14 protein-coding genes and 1 pseudogene are annotated in these 18,463 nt (G+C 43.1%); 8 read left to right on the top strand and 7 right to left on the bottom strand.

Features of this window, described 5'->3' with window-relative positions; all coding sequences use genetic code 11:
• Position 1: 1 nt before the first annotated feature.
• Both gcvH and gcvP read left to right on the top strand, forming a co-directional pair.
• Positions 2-382, top strand: coding sequence for a glycine cleavage system protein GcvH (gcvH, locus tag L1D11_RS09495; protein ID WP_008216962.1), 381 nt, complete (start codon positions 2-4; stop codon positions 380-382).
• 90 nt (positions 383-472) lie between these two features.
• Complete coding sequence (gene gcvP, locus L1D11_RS09490; protein WP_239833425.1) at positions 473-3,352, top strand: aminomethyl-transferring glycine dehydrogenase; 2,880 nt, start codon at positions 473-475, stop codon at positions 3,350-3,352.
• A gap of 139 nt (positions 3,353-3,491) precedes the next feature.
• On the opposite strand, the gene L1D11_RS09485 is transcribed toward gcvP, so the two are convergent.
• From L1D11_RS09485 to L1D11_RS09470, 4 genes are all read right to left on the bottom strand, one after another.
• Entirely contained in the window at positions 3,492-4,328 is an 837-nt protein-coding gene (locus tag L1D11_RS09485; protein ID WP_146491634.1) for an alpha/beta hydrolase, read from the bottom strand.
• Between the two features lie 1,033 nt (positions 4,329-5,361).
• Positions 5,362-6,243 (bottom strand): DMT family transporter, encoded by an 882-nt coding sequence (locus L1D11_RS22730; protein ID WP_239862385.1) that lies wholly within the window; start codon positions 6,241-6,243, stop codon positions 5,362-5,364.
• Positions 6,244-6,266: 23 nt separating this feature from the next.
• Complete coding sequence (locus L1D11_RS09475; RefSeq protein WP_239834854.1) at positions 6,267-6,869, bottom strand: aspartyl/asparaginyl beta-hydroxylase domain-containing protein; 603 nt, start codon at positions 6,867-6,869, stop codon at positions 6,267-6,269.
• The gene (locus L1D11_RS09470; RefSeq protein ID WP_239834855.1) at positions 6,848-7,147 is read right to left on the bottom strand and encodes a hypothetical protein; all 300 of its coding nucleotides are present in this window, start codon (positions 7,145-7,147) and stop codon (positions 6,848-6,850) included. The genes L1D11_RS09475 and L1D11_RS09470 overlap by 22 nt, the downstream gene beginning before the upstream one ends.
• A 412-nt stretch (positions 7,148-7,559) precedes the next feature.
• Between L1D11_RS09470 and L1D11_RS09465 the strand changes: the two genes are divergently transcribed.
• Positions 7,560-8,915, top strand: a complete 1,356-nt coding sequence (locus tag L1D11_RS09465; RefSeq protein WP_239833617.1) for an MATE family efflux transporter — start codon at positions 7,560-7,562, stop codon at positions 8,913-8,915.
• A 10-nt stretch (positions 8,916-8,925) separates the two neighbouring features.
• Here the strand turns inward: L1D11_RS09465 and L1D11_RS09460 are convergent.
• Positions 8,926-9,797: pseudogene (locus tag L1D11_RS09460) on the bottom strand (IS982 family transposase).
• A gap of 316 nt (positions 9,798-10,113) precedes the next feature.
• On the opposite strand from L1D11_RS09460, the gene hpaR reads away from it, so the two are divergent.
• Positions 10,114-10,536 carry a homoprotocatechuate degradation operon regulator HpaR gene (gene hpaR, locus L1D11_RS09455; RefSeq protein ID WP_239833618.1) on the top strand — a complete coding sequence of 141 codons (423 nt, stop codon included), beginning with the start codon at positions 10,114-10,116 and terminating at the stop codon, positions 10,534-10,536.
• A 48-nt stretch (positions 10,537-10,584) separates the two neighbouring features.
• Here hpaR and hpaC read toward each other — a convergent pair whose 3' ends face one another.
• Positions 10,585-11,091, bottom strand: a complete 507-nt coding sequence (hpaC, locus tag L1D11_RS09450) for a 4-hydroxyphenylacetate 3-monooxygenase, reductase component (RefSeq protein ID WP_239833619.1) — start codon at positions 11,089-11,091, stop codon at positions 10,585-10,587.
• 253 nt (positions 11,092-11,344) lie between these two features.
• The gene (locus L1D11_RS09445) at positions 11,345-12,871 is read right to left on the bottom strand and encodes a methyl-accepting chemotaxis protein (protein WP_239833628.1); all 1,527 of its coding nucleotides are present in this window, start codon (positions 12,869-12,871) and stop codon (positions 11,345-11,347) included.
• Positions 12,872-13,807: 936 nt separating this feature from the next.
• Between L1D11_RS09445 and L1D11_RS09440 the strand changes: the two genes are divergently transcribed.
• From L1D11_RS09440 to L1D11_RS09425, 4 genes are read left to right on the top strand one after another with little or no spacing between them, the layout of a single operon-like run.
• Positions 13,808-14,194: a cytochrome c gene (locus L1D11_RS09440; protein WP_239833620.1), complete on the top strand. Its 387-nt coding sequence runs from the start codon at positions 13,808-13,810 to the stop codon at positions 14,192-14,194.
• A gap of 24 nt (positions 14,195-14,218) precedes the next feature.
• Complete coding sequence (ccoN, locus tag L1D11_RS09435) at positions 14,219-15,643, top strand: cytochrome-c oxidase, cbb3-type subunit I (RefSeq protein ID WP_239833621.1); 1,425 nt, start codon at positions 14,219-14,221, stop codon at positions 15,641-15,643.
• Positions 15,644-16,258, top strand: coding sequence for a cbb3-type cytochrome c oxidase subunit II (locus L1D11_RS09430; RefSeq protein WP_181143960.1), 615 nt, complete (start codon positions 15,644-15,646; stop codon positions 16,256-16,258).
• Entirely contained in the window at positions 16,255-18,411 is a 2,157-nt protein-coding gene (locus tag L1D11_RS09425; protein ID WP_239833622.1) for a cytochrome c, read from the top strand. Before L1D11_RS09430 ends, L1D11_RS09425 begins: the two co-directional genes overlap by 4 nt.
• Positions 18,412-18,463: the final 52 nt, after the last annotated feature.

Here is an 18,463-nt window from a genome sequence, read left to right as displayed (position 1 = left end):
AATGGACAATACACTAAAGTTTGCAGACAGCCACGAGTGGGTAAAAGACAACGGTGACGGTACTGTAACTATCGGTATTTCTGAGCACGCTCAAGAGATGCTAGGTGACGTTGTGTTTGTTGACCTGCCTGAAACTGAAGACGAAATTGAAGCTGGCGAAAGCTTCTCTCTAGTTGAGTCAGTTAAAGCTGCTTCTGATATCTACGCGCCAATCTCTGGCGAAATCGTAGAAATCAACGAAGAACTAGAAGATAGCCCAGAGCTAATCAACGAAGAACCTTATGAAGGTGGTTGGATTGTTAAAGTGAAGATGTCTGATGCGTCTGAACTAGACAACCTTAAAGATGCGGAAGAATACCTAAGCTCTATCGAAGAAGACTAATAGGTAACCTCATTACGATAAAGCTGCTCTTGTGAGCAGCTTAATTTTAGGGGCTAGCTCACGGCTCCAGAGAGAAAGTAGAACGATATCATGACTGAATTACTTCAAAGCCAATTACTGAAAGACTTGGGTACACAAAACGAGTTTGTTGCTCGTCATAACGGCCCAAATAAAGCAGACCAGCAAAAAATGCTTGAAGCGATCAATGCGACTAGCCTAGATGCACTGATCGACGAAACGGTTCCTGCACAAATCCGTCTTGAAAAACCAATGACACTTGCTGCGCCACTGAGCGAAATGGACATGCTGACCTCTCTTAAAGAGATCGCTAACCTAAACCAAGTGAAACGTACTTTCATTGGCCAAGGCTACTACAACACATTCACTCCAAACGTTATTCTACGTAACGTTTTAGAGAACCCGGGCTGGTACACAGCTTACACACCATACCAACCAGAGATTTCTCAAGGCCGTCTTGAGTCTCTGCTTAACTACCAACAAATGGTCATGGACCTAACTGGTATGGAAATCGCGAACGCGTCTCTTCTTGATGAAGCGACAGCGGCTGGCGAGGCAATGACACTGTGTAAGCGTGCTGGTAAGAGCAAGAGCAAAGTATTCTTCGTAGCTGACGATGTTCACCCTCAAACACTAGAAGTTGTTAAAACTCGTGCTGAGTACATCGGTTTTGAAGTAATGGTTGGCGCTCTTGAAACACTTCCAGAGCAAGACGTATTTGGTGCACTAGTTCAATACCCTGGCACAACAGGCGAAGTTCGCGACCTAACAGACGTAATTGCTAAAGCTCAAGCAAACAAAACGCTTGTAACTGTTGCAACAGATCTACTTGCTTCTGCTCTACTTAAGCCAGCAGGCGAAATGGGTGCAGACGTAGTAATCGGTTCAGCTCAGCGCTTTGGTGTTCCTATGGGTTACGGCGGTCCACACGCTGCATTCATGGCAACTCGTGAAAAGCACAAGCGTACAATGCCAGGTCGTGTAATCGGTGTTTCTATCGATACGCACGGTAACCAAGCGCTACGCATGGCAATGCAAACTCGTGAGCAACACATCCGCCGCGAGAAAGCGACATCGAACATCTGTACAGCTCAAGCACTTCTAGCAAACATGGCGTCTTTCTACGCGGTTTACCACGGTGCAGAAGGCCTACGTACTATTGCTCGTCGTACACACCACATGACAGCTATCCTAGCGGCTGGCCTGACTAAAGCCGGTTACGAGCTAACGAACAACAGCTTCTTCGATACCATCACAATCAACTCTGAAGAGAAGACAGATGCACTGTACGCGAAAGCGCAAGCAACAGACATCAACCTACGTCTACTTCCAGGTAAGATCGGTATCAGCTTAGATGAAACAACCACAATCGACGACGTGAACGCACTGTTCGCAATCTTCGACGTGAAAGAAGACGTTCAAGCACTATCTTCTGACATTGCATCAAACGAATTTGCGGCAATACCAGAAAACTGCCGTCGTGAATCAGAGTTCCTAACTCACCCAGTATTCAACACGCACCACAGCGAAACGCAAATGATGCGTTACCTAAAACAGCTTGAGAACAAAGACTTCTCACTAACGCACGGCATGATCCCACTGGGCAGCTGTACGATGAAGCTGAACGCTGCTGCTGAGATGATCCCAGTAACATGGCCCGAGTTTGGTTCAATTCACCCATTCGCACCTCTTGAGCAAGCTGCTGGTTACACGGCACTAGCAAAAGATCTTAAAGAGAAGCTATGTGAAATCACTGGTTACGACGATTTCTCACTACAGCCTAACTCTGGTGCATCTGGCGAATACGCAGGTCTAATCGCAATTCAACGTTACCATGCAAGCCGCGGTGAAGCTCACCGTAACGTTTGTCTGATTCCAAGCTCTGCGCACGGTACTAACCCTGCAACAGCATCAATGGTTTCAATGAAGGTAGTGGTTGTTAAGTGTGATGAAGATGGCAACATCGACATGACAGACTTAGCAGCGAAAATCGAGAAGCACAAAGAAAACCTATCAAGCATCATGATCACTTACCCTTCTACACACGGCGTATACGAAGAGCAAGTGAAAGAAGTGTGTGAACAAGTACACGCAGCGGGCGGTCAGGTTTACCTAGACGGCGCGAACATGAACGCTCAAGTAGGTTTAACTTCACCTGGCTTCATCGGTTCAGACGTATCTCACTTGAACCTACACAAAACTTTCTGTATCCCACACGGTGGTGGCGGTCCGGGTATGGGTCCTATCGGTGTTAAATCGCACCTAGCACCTTTCCTACCGGGTCACATCGAAAACGGTGTACAAGGTTCTGACTACGCGGTATCAGCAGCAGATTTAGGTAGTGCTTCGATTCTACCTATCTCTTGGGCTTACATCGCTATGATGGGCGAACCTGGCCTAACAGACGCAACGAAAGTAGCGATTCTGAACGCGAACTACGTGATGGAAAAACTACGTCCTCACTACCCTGTTCTTTACCGTGGTACTAACGGCCGCGTAGCGCACGAATGTATTATCGATATTCGTCCACTTAAAGAAGACACAGGCATCAGCGAAGAAGATATTGCTAAGCGTCTAATGGACTTCGGTTTCCACGCACCTACTATGTCTTTCCCAGTAGCGGGCACACTAATGGTAGAGCCAACTGAATCTGAAGATTTAGAAGAGCTAGACCGTTTCTGTGAAGCGATGATCGCAATCCGTCACGAAATGGCAGCAGTGAAAGCGGGTGAATGGCCACTAGACAACAACCCTCTAGTGAACGCGCCGCACACACAAGTTGATCTTTCAGGCGCAGAATGGGATCGCCCTTACTCTCGCGAACTCGCTTGCTTCCCATCGAAAGCAACGAAGAACTCGAAGTACTGGCCTACTGTTAACCGTGTAGACAACGTATACGGCGACCGTAACCTAATCTGTTCTTGCCCAAGCATCGATAACTACGAAGACTAATTTTTGTCGATTTTAGATAAGCAAAAGCGAACCATTTGGTTCGCTTTTTTTTGTTGGATAGTCAATTATTTTAAGCTGATAGGCTAAGATCCTTCAATCTAGTCCGCAATACACATATTGGTTTGAGTATGGCTAATGGTTACCTAAGCTTTGGTGCGCTTTTAACACAAGTAATAAATTTGTCTACTTCTGCATAGAACTTAGCCGGATCGTTTTGCACCCAGTGGTTTGCGCCCTCAAACGAAACATTGCCTAGCGTACTAATAAACACTTTCGCACGTTCACACCCCTTTAAGCTGTCAGTACCCCAAAAATATACTTTAGGTATGGATAAGTTTTCGTAGATTTGTCCCCAGCCAACCACGCCACGGATATCTTGAGTCGCATGTTGCCCGTAGATTTCACTGGCGGTTTGACCAAGAACCTCTGGCTCACATCGTCTAACTGACGAAAGATACTTAACACCCGCTCCGTGTCCCCAAGCCATGGCAAAACGTTTTGAGAAACCTTCTCCTTTCACCCAGTTCGTAAATTCATCAGTACTTAGTTCAGAATATGTGTCTGCAATAATCTGGGATAGAATGATGCTTTCTTCGTGCAACCCGCCTTCAGCATTAATGAAACCACGCACGATACCTTTCGTGTCGTATTCACAAACCAACGTCGATGTATCGCCGCCCCAAGAGTGCCCAAGTAGAAAGCAATCATTGATGCTCAATAGGTCGAGAGCTTTCAATATTCGCTTTGCTTGGGTTTCTGTTGAATGGGATATGTCTGAAGCAGGAGAATAGCCATAACCACAAAGGTCGAACATGACTAAGTTGTAATTCGGGAGCCAATCTAACGAGTCGGCAAAACATAAATGTGACTCACCCAACCCATGAATTAACACTAATGTTTCCTGAGACTCTTTGATGTCAGTCGACAAGCAATAAAGCTGGTCACCATCAATCTCTAACCACCTTTCTATCAACACATTACCCTCTCACTTCTAATCGCAGAATTTGGATTTATCATAACGAATCCAACACGATAAGAAAGGTTAATTTGGTGAAGTTTTATAAACTCATTGACCTTACCGTAAGGGAAAGGTTTAAGGTTAACTCACGAGTTCAATATGACTAGGAAACGATTATGGGATGTTGTAACAAAGCGCCAAAAGGTAGAGCCCCTCTTGGCTTATTTTTGAAAGTCACACTTGGGATTGGTCTTTTTGTGTTTCTGTTGGCTTTGTGGCAGTAAGAAGTTTACACGCTGCCAGATTTGAAGCTAAGAAGTGATGGTATACAAAAATAGTTGGTGCCATAGTAGTGTGTTCAATGTGTTGTTTAAACCTAGCGGTATGACGTTTATCCTTTCTTTCACGCCACAACCAAATTATGAAATTAAGAGGAAGTCTGCCAACAGATACCCAAACACCACTCATTAGTACATTAGTAGTTTTCGTCCAACTTCAAGCTGTTTCTAAAAAATAGACAACGGGGCAATACTTCGACCGATCATCACCCCAAAAATAGCAGAAAATGCAGTACGAATAACAAATTCAGGCGCCCCTTTATTCTCTCGAGTTTCCACTTAGAACACTCGCTATCTGGATCTTTCATTATCCCCTCAATAAGATATCCAACCTGGGCATATAATGTCCACGTTAAGCGGACTAAAATTATGTGGTAAACTTGTTGAGAAACGAAACATTGAAAGGTGATTCAGTTTTATTTAAATGACTTGGATTAAACATTTTTAATGTAGCTTAACCTTGGCCAGTTTTCATATAAACACAAAAGGCCCAAAAGGCCATATAGACCATATAGACCATTCGCGAAGGACTATAATTAATAATCAGACAAAGACTCAACCAATAATTAACACTGCCCGCAACGTCATCTTCTTTAATAAAATCATTATATTTCTTATGATAGGAAAAGACCACGTTTATAAGTGGTCTTTATAATATATTATTGTCGACTATAGAATAGACTTAGTAAGCAAAAAAAATAGCAAACCTATACTTACGTTTTCTGCTTGGCTCTATTTTCAAAAAAAACATCAATCCAATTTTGGTTTTGTATAAGCCAAGTGCATCCAAATATCAAAAACATACCCAACATCATATTTACTGTTATTACAGAATCAAAAAATATGTATGCCATTACGGCAGTGGCAGCTGGGACACAAGAAAAGTACGTAGATACATTAGTCACCGTACCCGATTTTAAGGCTTTTATAAGGAGCATAGATGAAAGCACAGAAATTAAAAGTGACTGCCAAAGTAATGCTGATATGGAAATATTGTTCACATCAAATTTAAACTCACTAAAAATAATAGTTGTAGGCAATAGTATTAGTGTTGCTGAAAAACATTGAAACAACATGTTTTTTTCAATAGGTATGTTTGAACAATATTTTTTTTGATGTATAGAACCAAATGTAACACCTAATAACGACAAGATTGCAAGTATAAGATTTTCAAAATTTGTCGTTCCCAAGCTGAAATTTTCCACCGAAAAAATCAATGTACCGAGTACACAACCTAAGACCCCATAAATTTGAAATTTCGAATTTAGATCTCTAGATACTATTAACGTTAAAACTGGCTGTAATCCTAAGACTATCGTCAACATCGCAGGACTGATTCCTGACACCAATGAATAAGAGAAAAAGACCGGATAGAGAAATTGTATAAACACTCCTACAATCATGGCATGTACCATACTCCTATTATCTACTTTATTATTTCTTAATATTAAAAAATTAATAATTACGAAAACAAATAATGCAACAATCACTCTAAGCGTTATAAAAGTAAGTGGGTTAGTATAACTCAATCCTATCGAAGACGCGATATAGCCGGAAGCCCACAGAAAAACAAAAATCCATCCTAAATATTTCACAGATAGCCTCCCAGCTATAAAAACTACACTGTAGTGAATCTTTCGCCTAACTTTCTATTAACAGTGTAATATTCCTTCATTTCATGGCAAGTATTATATATATCGCCACCTTTAGACTTCGTAGCTTCAATAAGGATATCGTACGTCTCTTTAATTGGTATATCGTGATGAACATGAGCACTAGATACTTTCAAAATCGCACTTTTAAGATCTTCAAGGTTATAAATTGACTTTGAGATATCAAAAATAAAATCTGAAACATCTTGCTCTCGAAGGGGTGCCCTTTGAAATACCATAGCTTCTATGGTTTCATCATGAATAGATTTTTCTTTGAATATAAGTGAGGGGTCTACATTATCTACACCATCATATTGAAAATCTAAACAAAGAATAACTCGGTTCCCATCACCAAAATTGTATGCTGCATGGACTACACTTGCATCAAGCATCCAAATATCACCCTTAAGCATTCTAAATACCCCGTAGTCTTCATCACTATGATAAGAAGTTAACGAAGTTTCAAGAGGAATTAATACACGTATATATTTTCCCTTATTATCACCCAATTCAATAAAATCTTTGTGCGGTATAACTTGACCATTTATTAAGTTACGCGTCCTAACCATTTTAAGATTTCTACGTCAAAGTACTTATTGATAATTTCATTGATATATAACGTTTGCTTACCTAGTTCGGTCATCTTCGCTTTGTTTTTATTATCTTTGTACTGGGTATTTTGATAATCCCCGTCATCATTCCACAATGAATTGTTTATCCACGTACCACTATTAAATTCGTTGTATTCTTCTTCAAACACAGGGAACTTAGATATGATATCAAGGTCTTTCCTTAAAGAATTACTTTCAAAGTCGATTCTTCCTAGCAACTTAGTTTTGGATTTCAATTTATTAACCTTTTATTTTTGTTTTTACTAATGTTTTGTAACACGCATTTTACGTTCGTACATAGTACTCAACAACAAACAACTATCAATGGTTTAATTATTTTTAAAATCAATATATGACTTAACACATATAAAAGCATACTTTTAATTATATAAATGCCATTTAAACAAGAGTTAGTACCGTTTTAACCTCAGATAGAACCACCACAAGTCAGATTCAGAAAAATCATAAGTGTTTGATTAAAATGCAAAAAACAACACCACATTACTCGCTATTTAGTTTGTTCAGTTCAAAGCTTGACCCTATACGGTAAGGTGTTTATATTGTCGCCCGCCCAACGGGGCACATCCTAAAATGCACACCGGCCATCCTGTCATCATTCGTGTATTTATATTGGTGTTGTGAACTTCCATGCTAACGAAACTTCGTCCTTTTACTCGTGAATCGGGTGCGCTTATGCATCTTTCGGTTCCAATCATTTTGACTCAAATAGCGACCCAAGCGATGGGATTTGTCGATACGACAATGGCTGGCCAAGTAAGCCCTGCCGATCTTGCCGCTATTGCACTTGGTACCAGCCTTTGGATTCCTGTGTTGCTGCTACTGCGTGGCGTGATTATGGCGTTAACGCCTGTTGTCGCTTACCACCGTGGCGCACGTGACTTTCAAAGTATCTCTGTTGAATTCTTCCAGATGGTTTGGTTGGCATTAATAGCGAGTGTGCTACTTATCGCTTACTTGGTGAGTGCGAAACCGATCTTAGAATGGATTGGGGTTGCCGCTGAGATCATCCCTATCGGCAGTGATTATGCCTTTGCCCTAGCCTTTGGTGTGCCGGGTATTGCCCTGTTCTACACCTTGAATGGCTTCTGTGAAGGTATGAACAACACCAAAGTACCGATGATCATTTCTGTGGTTGGTCTGTTGGTGAATATTCCGGTCAACTACGTGCTTATCTACGGTAAATTCGGCTTCCCTGAAATGGGTGCTGTGGGTTGTGGCTGGGCGACAAGCTTAGTGTATTGGTTAATGTCGGGGATGCTGTATTCCTACATTAAAGGTCATCACCACTACAAGGCCATCATCAGCTTTGCAGACGCGAAGCCAAAAGCAAAAGAGATGCTTCACCTTCTAAGATTAGGTTTACCTATCGGGATGAACATCGCTGTATGTGGCAGCATCTTTGCGGTAATCGCATTAATGATTGGCCGTATTGGTGCAGAGAACGTGGCAGCAGCACAAATTGCACTTAACATCTCGAGCCTAACTTACGTGATTCCGATGAGTATCTCATTTGGCATCACGATTCGTGTTGGACACGCGCTAGGTGAAAAAGATGAACTAGGCGCAATTGAACGCAGCAAAGTCGGCATTTTGGTTGCCGCGTTGATATCATTACTTTCGGTTGCGATGTTCCTTCTGTTCCCTGAATGGATCATTAGGCTTTACACCACCGACCCAGCAATTAGCGCGACAGCAGCAGTATTGTTGACCTTTACGGCGATGTACCAATTCAGCGATGCATTGCAAACCTCAGCCAACGGCGCGTTGCGTGGCTATAAAGACACTAAGATCCCGATGATCTTAGCTATCGCTTCATACTGGGGCTTAGCACTACCACTGGGCATGGTGTTGGGTTTAACAGACTACATTGTTCCTGCAATGGGTGAAGAAGGCTTTTGGATTGGTATCCTAACGGGCTTGAGCGTATCAGCGACACTGATGTTAATTCGCTTGCGATACGTAATTAACCTCAGATCGGTTTAAGCCATCGCCATCAGTCCTGTTTTTCAGTGTTCGTAATATTAAGCGATGGCTTTTCTGGCTTCAGACAGTAAGCGATTAACCCGCCAAGTAGGTTCAGCATAAATCCATGTAGGCTCCGATGACGAGAGTGCTCTATCTGAGAGATGTTTTTCAGTTGGTCATTGATGGTTTCGATAATGAACCTTTTTGACAGCATCGCTCTATCCCAAGCAGCAAGTACCTTCGGCTTCATGTTCTTGCGGTGGGTGGTAATTAGGGTGATTCCGTCTTCTTTTAAATCTTCGGTAAGTGCTTTACTGATATAGCCTTTGTCTGCATAGGGCTTGTCGAGCAGGCCTTTTGATAGTTCCCGGACTGGCTTTCTATCATCGGTATTGGCGGGGGTAAGTTTGGCTGCAACGATATCGCCAAGATGATGGGTTATGATGTGAAGTTTAAATCCATAAAACCAGCCCATTGTACCTTTACCCCTTGCCGCCGTTCCTTTGAAAACCTTATGTCTCGGAATGCGTAAGTTGTGGCAGACTTTTATACTCGTAGAATCAATAAATTCAATGCCTGTCGGTTCACCTTTGACATGGGTAAAGAAAGAGCTGAGTGGCACAAGAACTGAAGGCATTACTTCAAGAAACCGTGGTAACTGAGCAGAGTTGGGAAATAACTCTTGTAGTGGCGACGCACGATCCCAAGGTAAACGTTTTTGAAATCACGCTGATGAGACATATGGAAAGCGATAATGATTGTCATGATTTCGCTTTCGGACATCCGGCCTTTGCGGTTGCGCTTTCGTTCGCCGCTTTCAAGCTGAAGTTTTTGCCACTGAGGTAGAAAAGCCTTACAAAAGTCATCGACATGGCAAAATAAGTCTACTAGTTTATGCATAGCTGGTTCCTTTGCGATTTTTCTCTCTTGGTCGAAAGATCTGATCGGAGAACCAGCTTTTAGTTCCCTTCTTTTTTATCCCGAGTTCAGGTTAAGATAGCTTATTAGCAGGCTCATTTTGTCAGGAACTGACATTCATCCACATATAAACCCGTGGTTTTCTGTTTCCACGGCATGAAGAACCACTTAATTGAGAGGTTCTTCTATTTATTTGCAATATCTATAAAACTTAGTATTCAAATTAACCACCAATAATAGACTTAACCCCTACTCTATTATATGGTTTGATCAAAGGGACATTATTAAGGTTAACTTAGTGACAAAATACGAAGATTCTCTTCCGCTGCAATTGATTCGCGCTAGAGACATCGCTATGGATTACTTCCGCCCAGTGCTCACTAACAATGATCTCACTGAACAACAATGGCGTGTCATGCGAGTTTTAGATACCAAGGGAGAAATTGATTTCACTACCCTTTCGCGTGAGTCGTGTATTCTTAGCCCGAGCTTAACAGGTATCATCAACCGACTTAATATACTTGGATATGTTGAAAAAAAGAAATGTCAGTATGATAAACGTAAATCGTTTTTGTACCTGACTGATGATGCAAAAGCCCTCGTTGAAAAACTGCGTCCACAAATTGAGGTTCAGTACTCGGCCTTAAAAGAACGAATTGGGGAAGATCAATACACTCAACTTTCCAACTTACTCAACGAACTTATCAATAACGAAAACTAAAATACCCACACTTGTGAGTGCTTTTTTATGTTCGTTTTACATTATGCGTTAAGTAACTTCGGCCAATTTCACATTAGCTTTTAGATGTTTGAATTGACGGTCGAAATACATTAAAGCATCTTTATCTTGTGTTGTAATCGACTCCACATGCACAAAAAATACTGAATGCGTACCCACTTCACTGATATCACTGATGCGCCCTTCCAAAGTCGTCAGTGAGCCCTCTAGTACAGGTACTTGATACTGGTTTAACTTCCAACCTTCAAACGCAAAGCGCTCTGCCATCTCTACAGAGGTCATTCCTGCAAAATGCATTGACAGTTCTTGATGCTCACTGGCACAAGTATTTACACACAAGCGACCATTTTTTTTAAAGATTTCATTTGAAGCACTTGATCGATTTACGCATACCAGAACTGTTGCAGGGCTGTCTGTCACCGAACATACTGCCGTGGCGGTAATGCCAACGGTACCGGCTTGGCCGCCAGTAGTTACAATGTTGACGGCGGCTGCAAGCTTAGACATTGCATTACGAAATTCCTGTTGTAGAGACATACTCTATTCCTCTTTTGATGACTTACATTGGCACTTTCTTAAGCATGCCTTGTTGTGTAAGCCTATTTTGGAACAGAACATCCTCTTCGAACATAGACAGTTAATACAATCGCTTGCATTTTTCGAAGGTTGATTGGTTTGTTCATTTAAACATACATACGTTGACTGATACAAAAAAGCGCTTATGGATGACATAAGCGCTATAAAGTAACTGAAAAATTAACATATCTCTTAATGAGGTATGTTGGGATAGCTAGATTTTAAATGAACCAACATAACGCTCGAGAACTTGTGATAACCCTGCCAGTTGCTTACTTGATTGCTCTAACTTCTCACTGGCGCTCAAACCATTTTTGACTAAGTTATTGACGGTATCCATATTCATATTAATCTCATTCGCCACCGCGGATTGTTGCTCCGTTGCCGTTGCGACTTGAGTGTTAATATCGAGAATAGACAAAACTTGTGTAGATATTTTTTCCAAAGCTCGGCGAGCCATTTCAGTTTCAACCGTACCCTCTTCAATTAAGCTCTTACTATTACTCATGGAGCTAACAGCGTTCTTAGCTTCGGTTTGAAGTTGGTTGATCATCGTGTCAATTTCATCGGTAGACTGCGCGGTTTTTGTAGCAAGGTTACGAACTTCGTCAGCAACAACCGCAAAACCTCTGCCAGCTTCACCGGCACGAGCGGCTTCAATTGCAGCATTAAGCGCAAGCAAGTTTGTTTGCTCAGAGATACCTCGAATAACGTCGAGAATAGTACCGATCGACTGGGTATTATCAGCAAGGCTCACGATGATATTAGAAGCGCTATTCATTTCAGCTTCGAGGTTTGCGATGGAAGTTGTGGTCTTCTCGATCGTCTTATGGCCTCCTTGAGTTTCACTCGCTGCCAAGTTTGCTGCATTTGCGGCACCCGCCGCGCTTGACGCAATTTCATTAACCGTGGCAATCATTTCGTTCATCGACGTGACGACCAACATGGTTTGTTCATTTTGTTCTTGCCCCCTTTGCAATGCTTGCTGTGACTGCTCACGAAGACTAATAGCAGTACTATTTAATTCAACACCCGTATTCACTGTTTGTGTAATTATCTCGTGCACTTTGCCAACGAACACATTGAAAGCCGATGAGATTTGAGCAACTTCGTCATTCCCTTTGATAGGCAAACGTACCGATAAATCGCCATCACCTTTAGAAATATCATGTAGTGTATTTTTCAATACCAAGAGAGGTCGCATCAGTTTGCTTAGAAGAAGCGATAGAACAACGAGACAAACAACAAAAATGAAAACCATTGAAGCAAGCTGGTAGCTAATAATACCGTTCGTTGCTTGGCTAACCTCTGTGATAGGGATACCAATATCAAAAGTACCATACAGCTCACCGTTAACGTAGATAGGTGCCATGATGTCAAACACCCACACTTGTTGAAGATCAGCGTACCATTTTGAATACTGTTGTTCGCCTTGGGTTGCACCTTTAACGGTATAGCTATCTTTATAAACTTTATTCAGTTTACTTTTATCACTGTGAGCAATAGCACTTACATTACTATCAATAACAATGGCGTAAGTGACATCAGCTCGCTGTTTCAGCTCACCCACTAGTTTTTGTAAATCTTGAACTGGAGTGTCCGAGTTCTCTAATATATACCCTGCATTATCAGCTAAAAATTCAGCTTGAACTTGAGATTTGTTCAATATTATCTCATCAATTTTTTCGCTTGAAATAAAATACGTTGACGCCATACTCGCAGCGACTGCAATGCCAAACATAATAAAAACGGCTAATAGGATTGTCTTCTTCATTTAGGTGTCTCGATGAAAGTCTGTTAAAAATTTTCTAAAGGTTTCAAAAAGCGGAACTAAAGCTCGCACGTTGTATCCCATATTAGAACTCAACACTAATCCTTTATCTGTAAAAATCGCGATAACTTTAGCTAAAGTTATACAAAAAACACATACCAGTCACGCTTACGTTACATTCGGGCGTATATAACGCGTAACCTAAACTTGGAAATCATATCAACAAGTAATTTGGTTACTTCAAAAAATATATGTAAACATTGTCATCTAACTGCGCACCGCTCCCCTTTGATGTTTCGTAATTAGCCCGAGCTCGGAATAAAAATAGATTGGGACTAAAAGCTGGTTCTGCGTTCAGGTCTTCGACTAAGAAGGAAATCATCGAAAAGGAACCAGCTGTGAAAAATTCAACTGGCCTACTTTGGCATGTCGAAGATTTTTGTAACGCTTTTCTACCCCAGTGGCAAAATGAAGTCATGCTTTCTGCGCTAGTTCCTCTTGGTATAGTGGTAAAGTGAATTTAGCCACCTAGTTAGAGGCGATATCATCACCTCATAACTTAACAGATGACACAATGATAAATGCTGAATTTAAGCTAGAGACTGCGTAGCTCGTGCTCGACCAAAACTCGCCTGAACCTTACCTACATAACATCTAGCGGTAATAACGCTTTTTTTGAGCGATAGAAGTAATCCGATAAGCCCGATTAATACGTATCAAACAGCAAAATGAACAATAAATATGAGTCAGTAAGTAGCAAGAATGCTCGTTGCTGCATAACCTTTAACCGAACGTAGGCAGTTTTAAGAGACTCATTATCCGGTATCTGTCGCTTCATATTCCGCCAGCCGATATCGAGCATCGCTCTTAGAAAGCTTACTCACTTCATAATCAAGGGAATCGATAATGAGTTTATATAAACGAAGATTTAACCCCATGACGGCACTTTCTAACTTAGTAATGACGCTGGTCATGTTTCCTGTTTCTGCTGAAGTTGATCAAGAGCAATTCGAGTTGGGTAAGCAGAAAGCCAAGGTGTGTATGACTTGCCATGGTGACGACGGCATTTCAACACAAGACCCTTACCCAAACCTTCGTGGGCAAAAAATGGGCTACCTGATTTCATCGTTAAAAGATTACCAAACAAGAGAAAGAACCAGTGGACTAGCGGTTCTTATGCAACAACAAGCCGATACGCTCTCGGATCAAGACATCCGAGATATTTCTTATTTCTATTCGAACCTCGGTAGCGAATCAAATTCGGTGAGCGACGCTAGCGCAATCAGCAATTAAAAATCCTAGGCAAGGAGCCTTGTTATGGAACAAGTGATAACGCAGTACAGCATTAAGGTGGTGAAGTACTTTATTATCGCCTCCTTAATCTGGGCTATTTTAGGCATGATCATCGGTGTGATTCTCGCCGCACAGCTGTATTGGCCGATCTTAAACTTCGACTCAGAGTACTTTCAATTCGGTAGGCTTCGTCCCTTACACACCTCTGGCGTCATATACGGATTTGTCGTCAATATCCTGATGGGGACATCATTGTATATTGCACAGCGAACCGGGCATTGTGAGCTCTTCAATAAGAGCTTGTCATGGATGGTGTTTTGGGGCTGGCAGCTTGTATTACTGCTGGCGCTCATTTCTCTACCTGCGGGTTACACCACTTCAAAAGAGTACGCAGAGCTAGAATGGCCAATTGATTTGCTTATTGTGCTTGTTTGGGTACTTTATGCTGTGTTGTACTTTGGCACGTTAGCCAAACGAAAAGTCGACCATATCTTCGTGGCAAACTGGTTCTTTGCAGCGTTTATTATCGTGATCGCGATGATCTTCATCGTCAACAACCTCGCAATGCCGGTATCTGCAATGAAATCCTATTCGGTCTTCGCAGGAGCTCAAGACGCCATTGTACAATGGTGGTGGGGGCATAACGCCGTAGGCTTCTTGCTGACGGCTGGCGTCATTGGTATGAACTACTATTTCATACCCAAAGCGGCTGACCGCCCTATTTATTCGTACAGATTGTCCGTGATTCACTTCTGGGGCTTAGTTGGCTTCTACACTTGGGCGGGTACTCACCACCTCGTCTACTCTTCCGTTCCGGTGTGGGTACAAAACATTGGTATCGTGATGTCACTGATCCTCTGGTTACCATCGTGGGCGGGTGCGTTTAACAGCGCGATGACTCTGCTACAAAACAAAGAGAAACTTAAGTCCGACTACATTCTCCTATTCTTCTTTTCGGCGATTCTCTACTACTGCTTAGCCACATTCGAAGGCCCACTGCTCGCTATTCGTTGGTTCAACATGGTTGCACACAACACCGAATGGATTATCGGTCATGTCCACTCTGGCGCTCTCGGATGGGTTGCGATGTCTGGTATCGCCGTGTTCTATTACTTCATCCCACGTTTATGGGGCAAAACCGAACTTTGGTCACCAAGGATGCTCAAGTGGCACTTCTGGCTCGCGCACGCAGGTGTGGCTATTTACGCCATTGCCTTATGGGTAGCGGGTATTGGTGAAGGCTACATGTGGCTCACTCAAAACGACAACGGCGAACTCGTATACAGCTTTGTGCAAGCTATGGACTTCAAAGCACCTTGGCTATTCCTACGCTTCTTTGGTGGTGCTCTATTCGTATTTGGCTTGTTCTTAATGGCACTGAACCTTTACAAAACTGTGCGCATGCCAGCAGAGCTTGATGTTAAACGTACAGCAAATGGGGAGGCATAAATCATGAGTAAAGACTTTACCCACTCGTTGGTTATTCTAATTTTGACCACCGTAGTCGTCGCCTCGTTCTCACTAGTAGTTTGGGTGGTCCCAAACATCGTTCGAGGAGATGATATCGCTAAAAACAGCCTCGCTGTGCCGTTAACCGCTATCGAGCTAGCCGGCCGAGATATCTACATCAGCGAAGGCTGCCACGTCTGTCACACACAGATGGTGCGCCCTCTTGACCCAGAAATAAAACGTAACGGACGTCCAAACCAAGAAGCAGACGATATCTACGAGTTTCCTAACTTGTGGGGTTCTAAACGTACTGGTCCTGACCTAACCAATTTAGCAAGGAAGTACTCTGACCAATGGCATGTGATACATCTAATCAACCCTCGACAAGTCGTACCTACTTCTATCATGCCATCATATCCTTGGCTGTTTGAACAGACACTCACTGGGGATGATATCAGTGCAAAAATGGAGGTGTTGCGTACGCTAGGTGTTCCGTATACCGACCAAGAAATTGGTGATGCAAGACTGCAGGTTAGAGGTAAAACCAAAGGCGAAGCCTTAATTCGATACCTGCAAAGCCTAGGTAAAGATACGTCACAGGAGGTATCACAATGAGCACATTTTGGAACTTATGGGCGGCACTGTTAACCATAATATTCTTTGTTCTTATGGTATCCGTTGTCGTTAAGTACTGGCGTAGTAATCACAAGGCCGACGAGGACCACACCGTTGGCACCTTTGACGGAATTGAAGAGAAAGACGCACCGCCACCTAAATTACTGTTTGTCAGTTATGCTGTCGCTTTCTCGCTCTCCGCAGGCTACCTCGTGTTATACCCTGGGATTGGGGAATGGGAAGGCTTAGTCGATTGGCAGCAAAGTGACGATAAACTCAGTTCGCCTACTACGACACTCGATGAGCAGTTTGCACAAACAAGTGAAACCACTTTGGCTGGGTTAGCAGAGGTGCCTGAGATCGTAAACAGCGGTCAGATCTTATTCCAAACCCATTGTGCCGCTTGTCACCGAGATAACGCTCAAGGGCAAAAACACTTCCCTAACTTGATCGACCAAGAGTGGTTGTATGGTGGCAATGATGAAGCCATTATTCATTCGATTGCCAAAGGGCGAAACGGTGCCATGCCGGGTTGGAGTGAAATCATGCGCCCAGATGAGGTGGCAAAAGTCTCCTACTACCTAGCGTCATTGAATCAACGCCACACTGATGTACCTGAGGTCAAAGTCGAACTCGGCAAAACCTTATTCACTAAATACTGCTCTTCTTGCCATGCCGACGGCTCCGTTGCCAACCCTCAAATAGGTGTACCAGACCTGTCCGACGACATATGGCTACACGGAGGCAGCATTGAAGAGATTCAACACACGATCAACTATGGCTTGAACAACCTGATGCCAGCGTTTGATAACCAACTAACCGAAAACGAGATACTCGCTCTAGGCGCCTATATCCGACATGCAGGAGAAGCTGAACAGCAGAGAATTGCAAACTTGGATGCTCAATCTGTTGAGCGAGGAGAGTATCTTGCTTATGCCGGTGACTGTGTCGCTTGTCATAGCGCAGAAGGAGGCGAACCTTTCGCTGGTGGTCTGCCGTTTGTAACCCCTTTCGGCACTGTTTACTCAACCAACATAACGCCACATAACACGGAAGGCATCGGAACCTATAATTTCGAAGATTTCAGAGCCGCATTGGTCGCGGGTAAAGGTAAGAATGGCTACTTGTATCCTGCTATGCCCTACACCTCGTATCAATACCTGACCGATCAAGACATGGTCGATTTGTGGGAGTACATGCAATCCATTACTGCTGTACCAAGACGCAATGACGACAACAGCATGATGTTCCCGTCGAACATTCGCCTAGGTCTACTTGGCTGGAATATCGTATTCATGGATACCGATCCGGTCGACTATCAAGTACCAGAGGAGCTCAAAGACAAGGTTGATAATGTCGAGAAGTGGCAACAAGGTAAATACTGGGTTGCAGGGCTTGGTCACTGTTCTGAGTGTCACACGCCTCGTAACATTGCCCAAGCGTTGATACCGGAGCGTATTTTCCAAGGTAACTTGATCGATGGTTGGAATGCACCTGACATCACCGCAAACGAGCTGTACATCGATGGCTGGGATGAGAAAACACTCACCGACTTCCTACACACCGGTCACTCAGACAAAGGGACGGCTTTCGCTGGTATGGCTGACGTAGTGAAAAACAGCCTAAGTTTGATGACGCGCGAAGATATTGAATCAATGTCTTACTACTTACTCAGTGGTGATACCAACAACACCATAAGTAGTGACGCGGTACCGTTAGAGCCGAAAGGCTTTGATGAAGAGTCATACGCCGCCGAGATCTACACGACTTATCGTCAAACCTGTGGTGCCTGTCATGGTGACGATGGTAAAGGGCGAAATCCTATTGCTCCTACCCTGTTGAACAATGGCATCATCATGCACAGCGACCCATTCAACACCATTGCGGTAACAGTAAGGGGCTTACAGCCTACATATCTCGACAAAGACAGAAACTTCATGCCAATGGCGAGCTTTGAAGATGTCTTATCAGATCAAAGGCTAGCCGAACTGATCACTTTCGTCCGATTGCATCTAGGTGATAGAGACGAGCCGGTCACCGCAGAGCATGTTCGAGAAGTGAGGGAAACTCTGGAAGCAGCGGGTTACGCTGGCGGCTTACATACTACACCGGACATGTATGACCGAAGAGATAACACCATCAACATTCGGTAGCATTAATTCAGTTTATTGAAGCTAGAACAAAGGAGACCTTAGTGTCTCCTTT

Origin of the sequence: Vibrio sp. Isolate32 (genome assembly GCF_022397955.1) — a bacterium.
Classification (GTDB): domain Bacteria; phylum Pseudomonadota; class Gammaproteobacteria; order Enterobacterales; family Vibrionaceae; genus Vibrio.
Note: the sequence above shows the minus strand (reverse complement) of the source record. Positions and strands in the feature narration are given on the sequence as shown.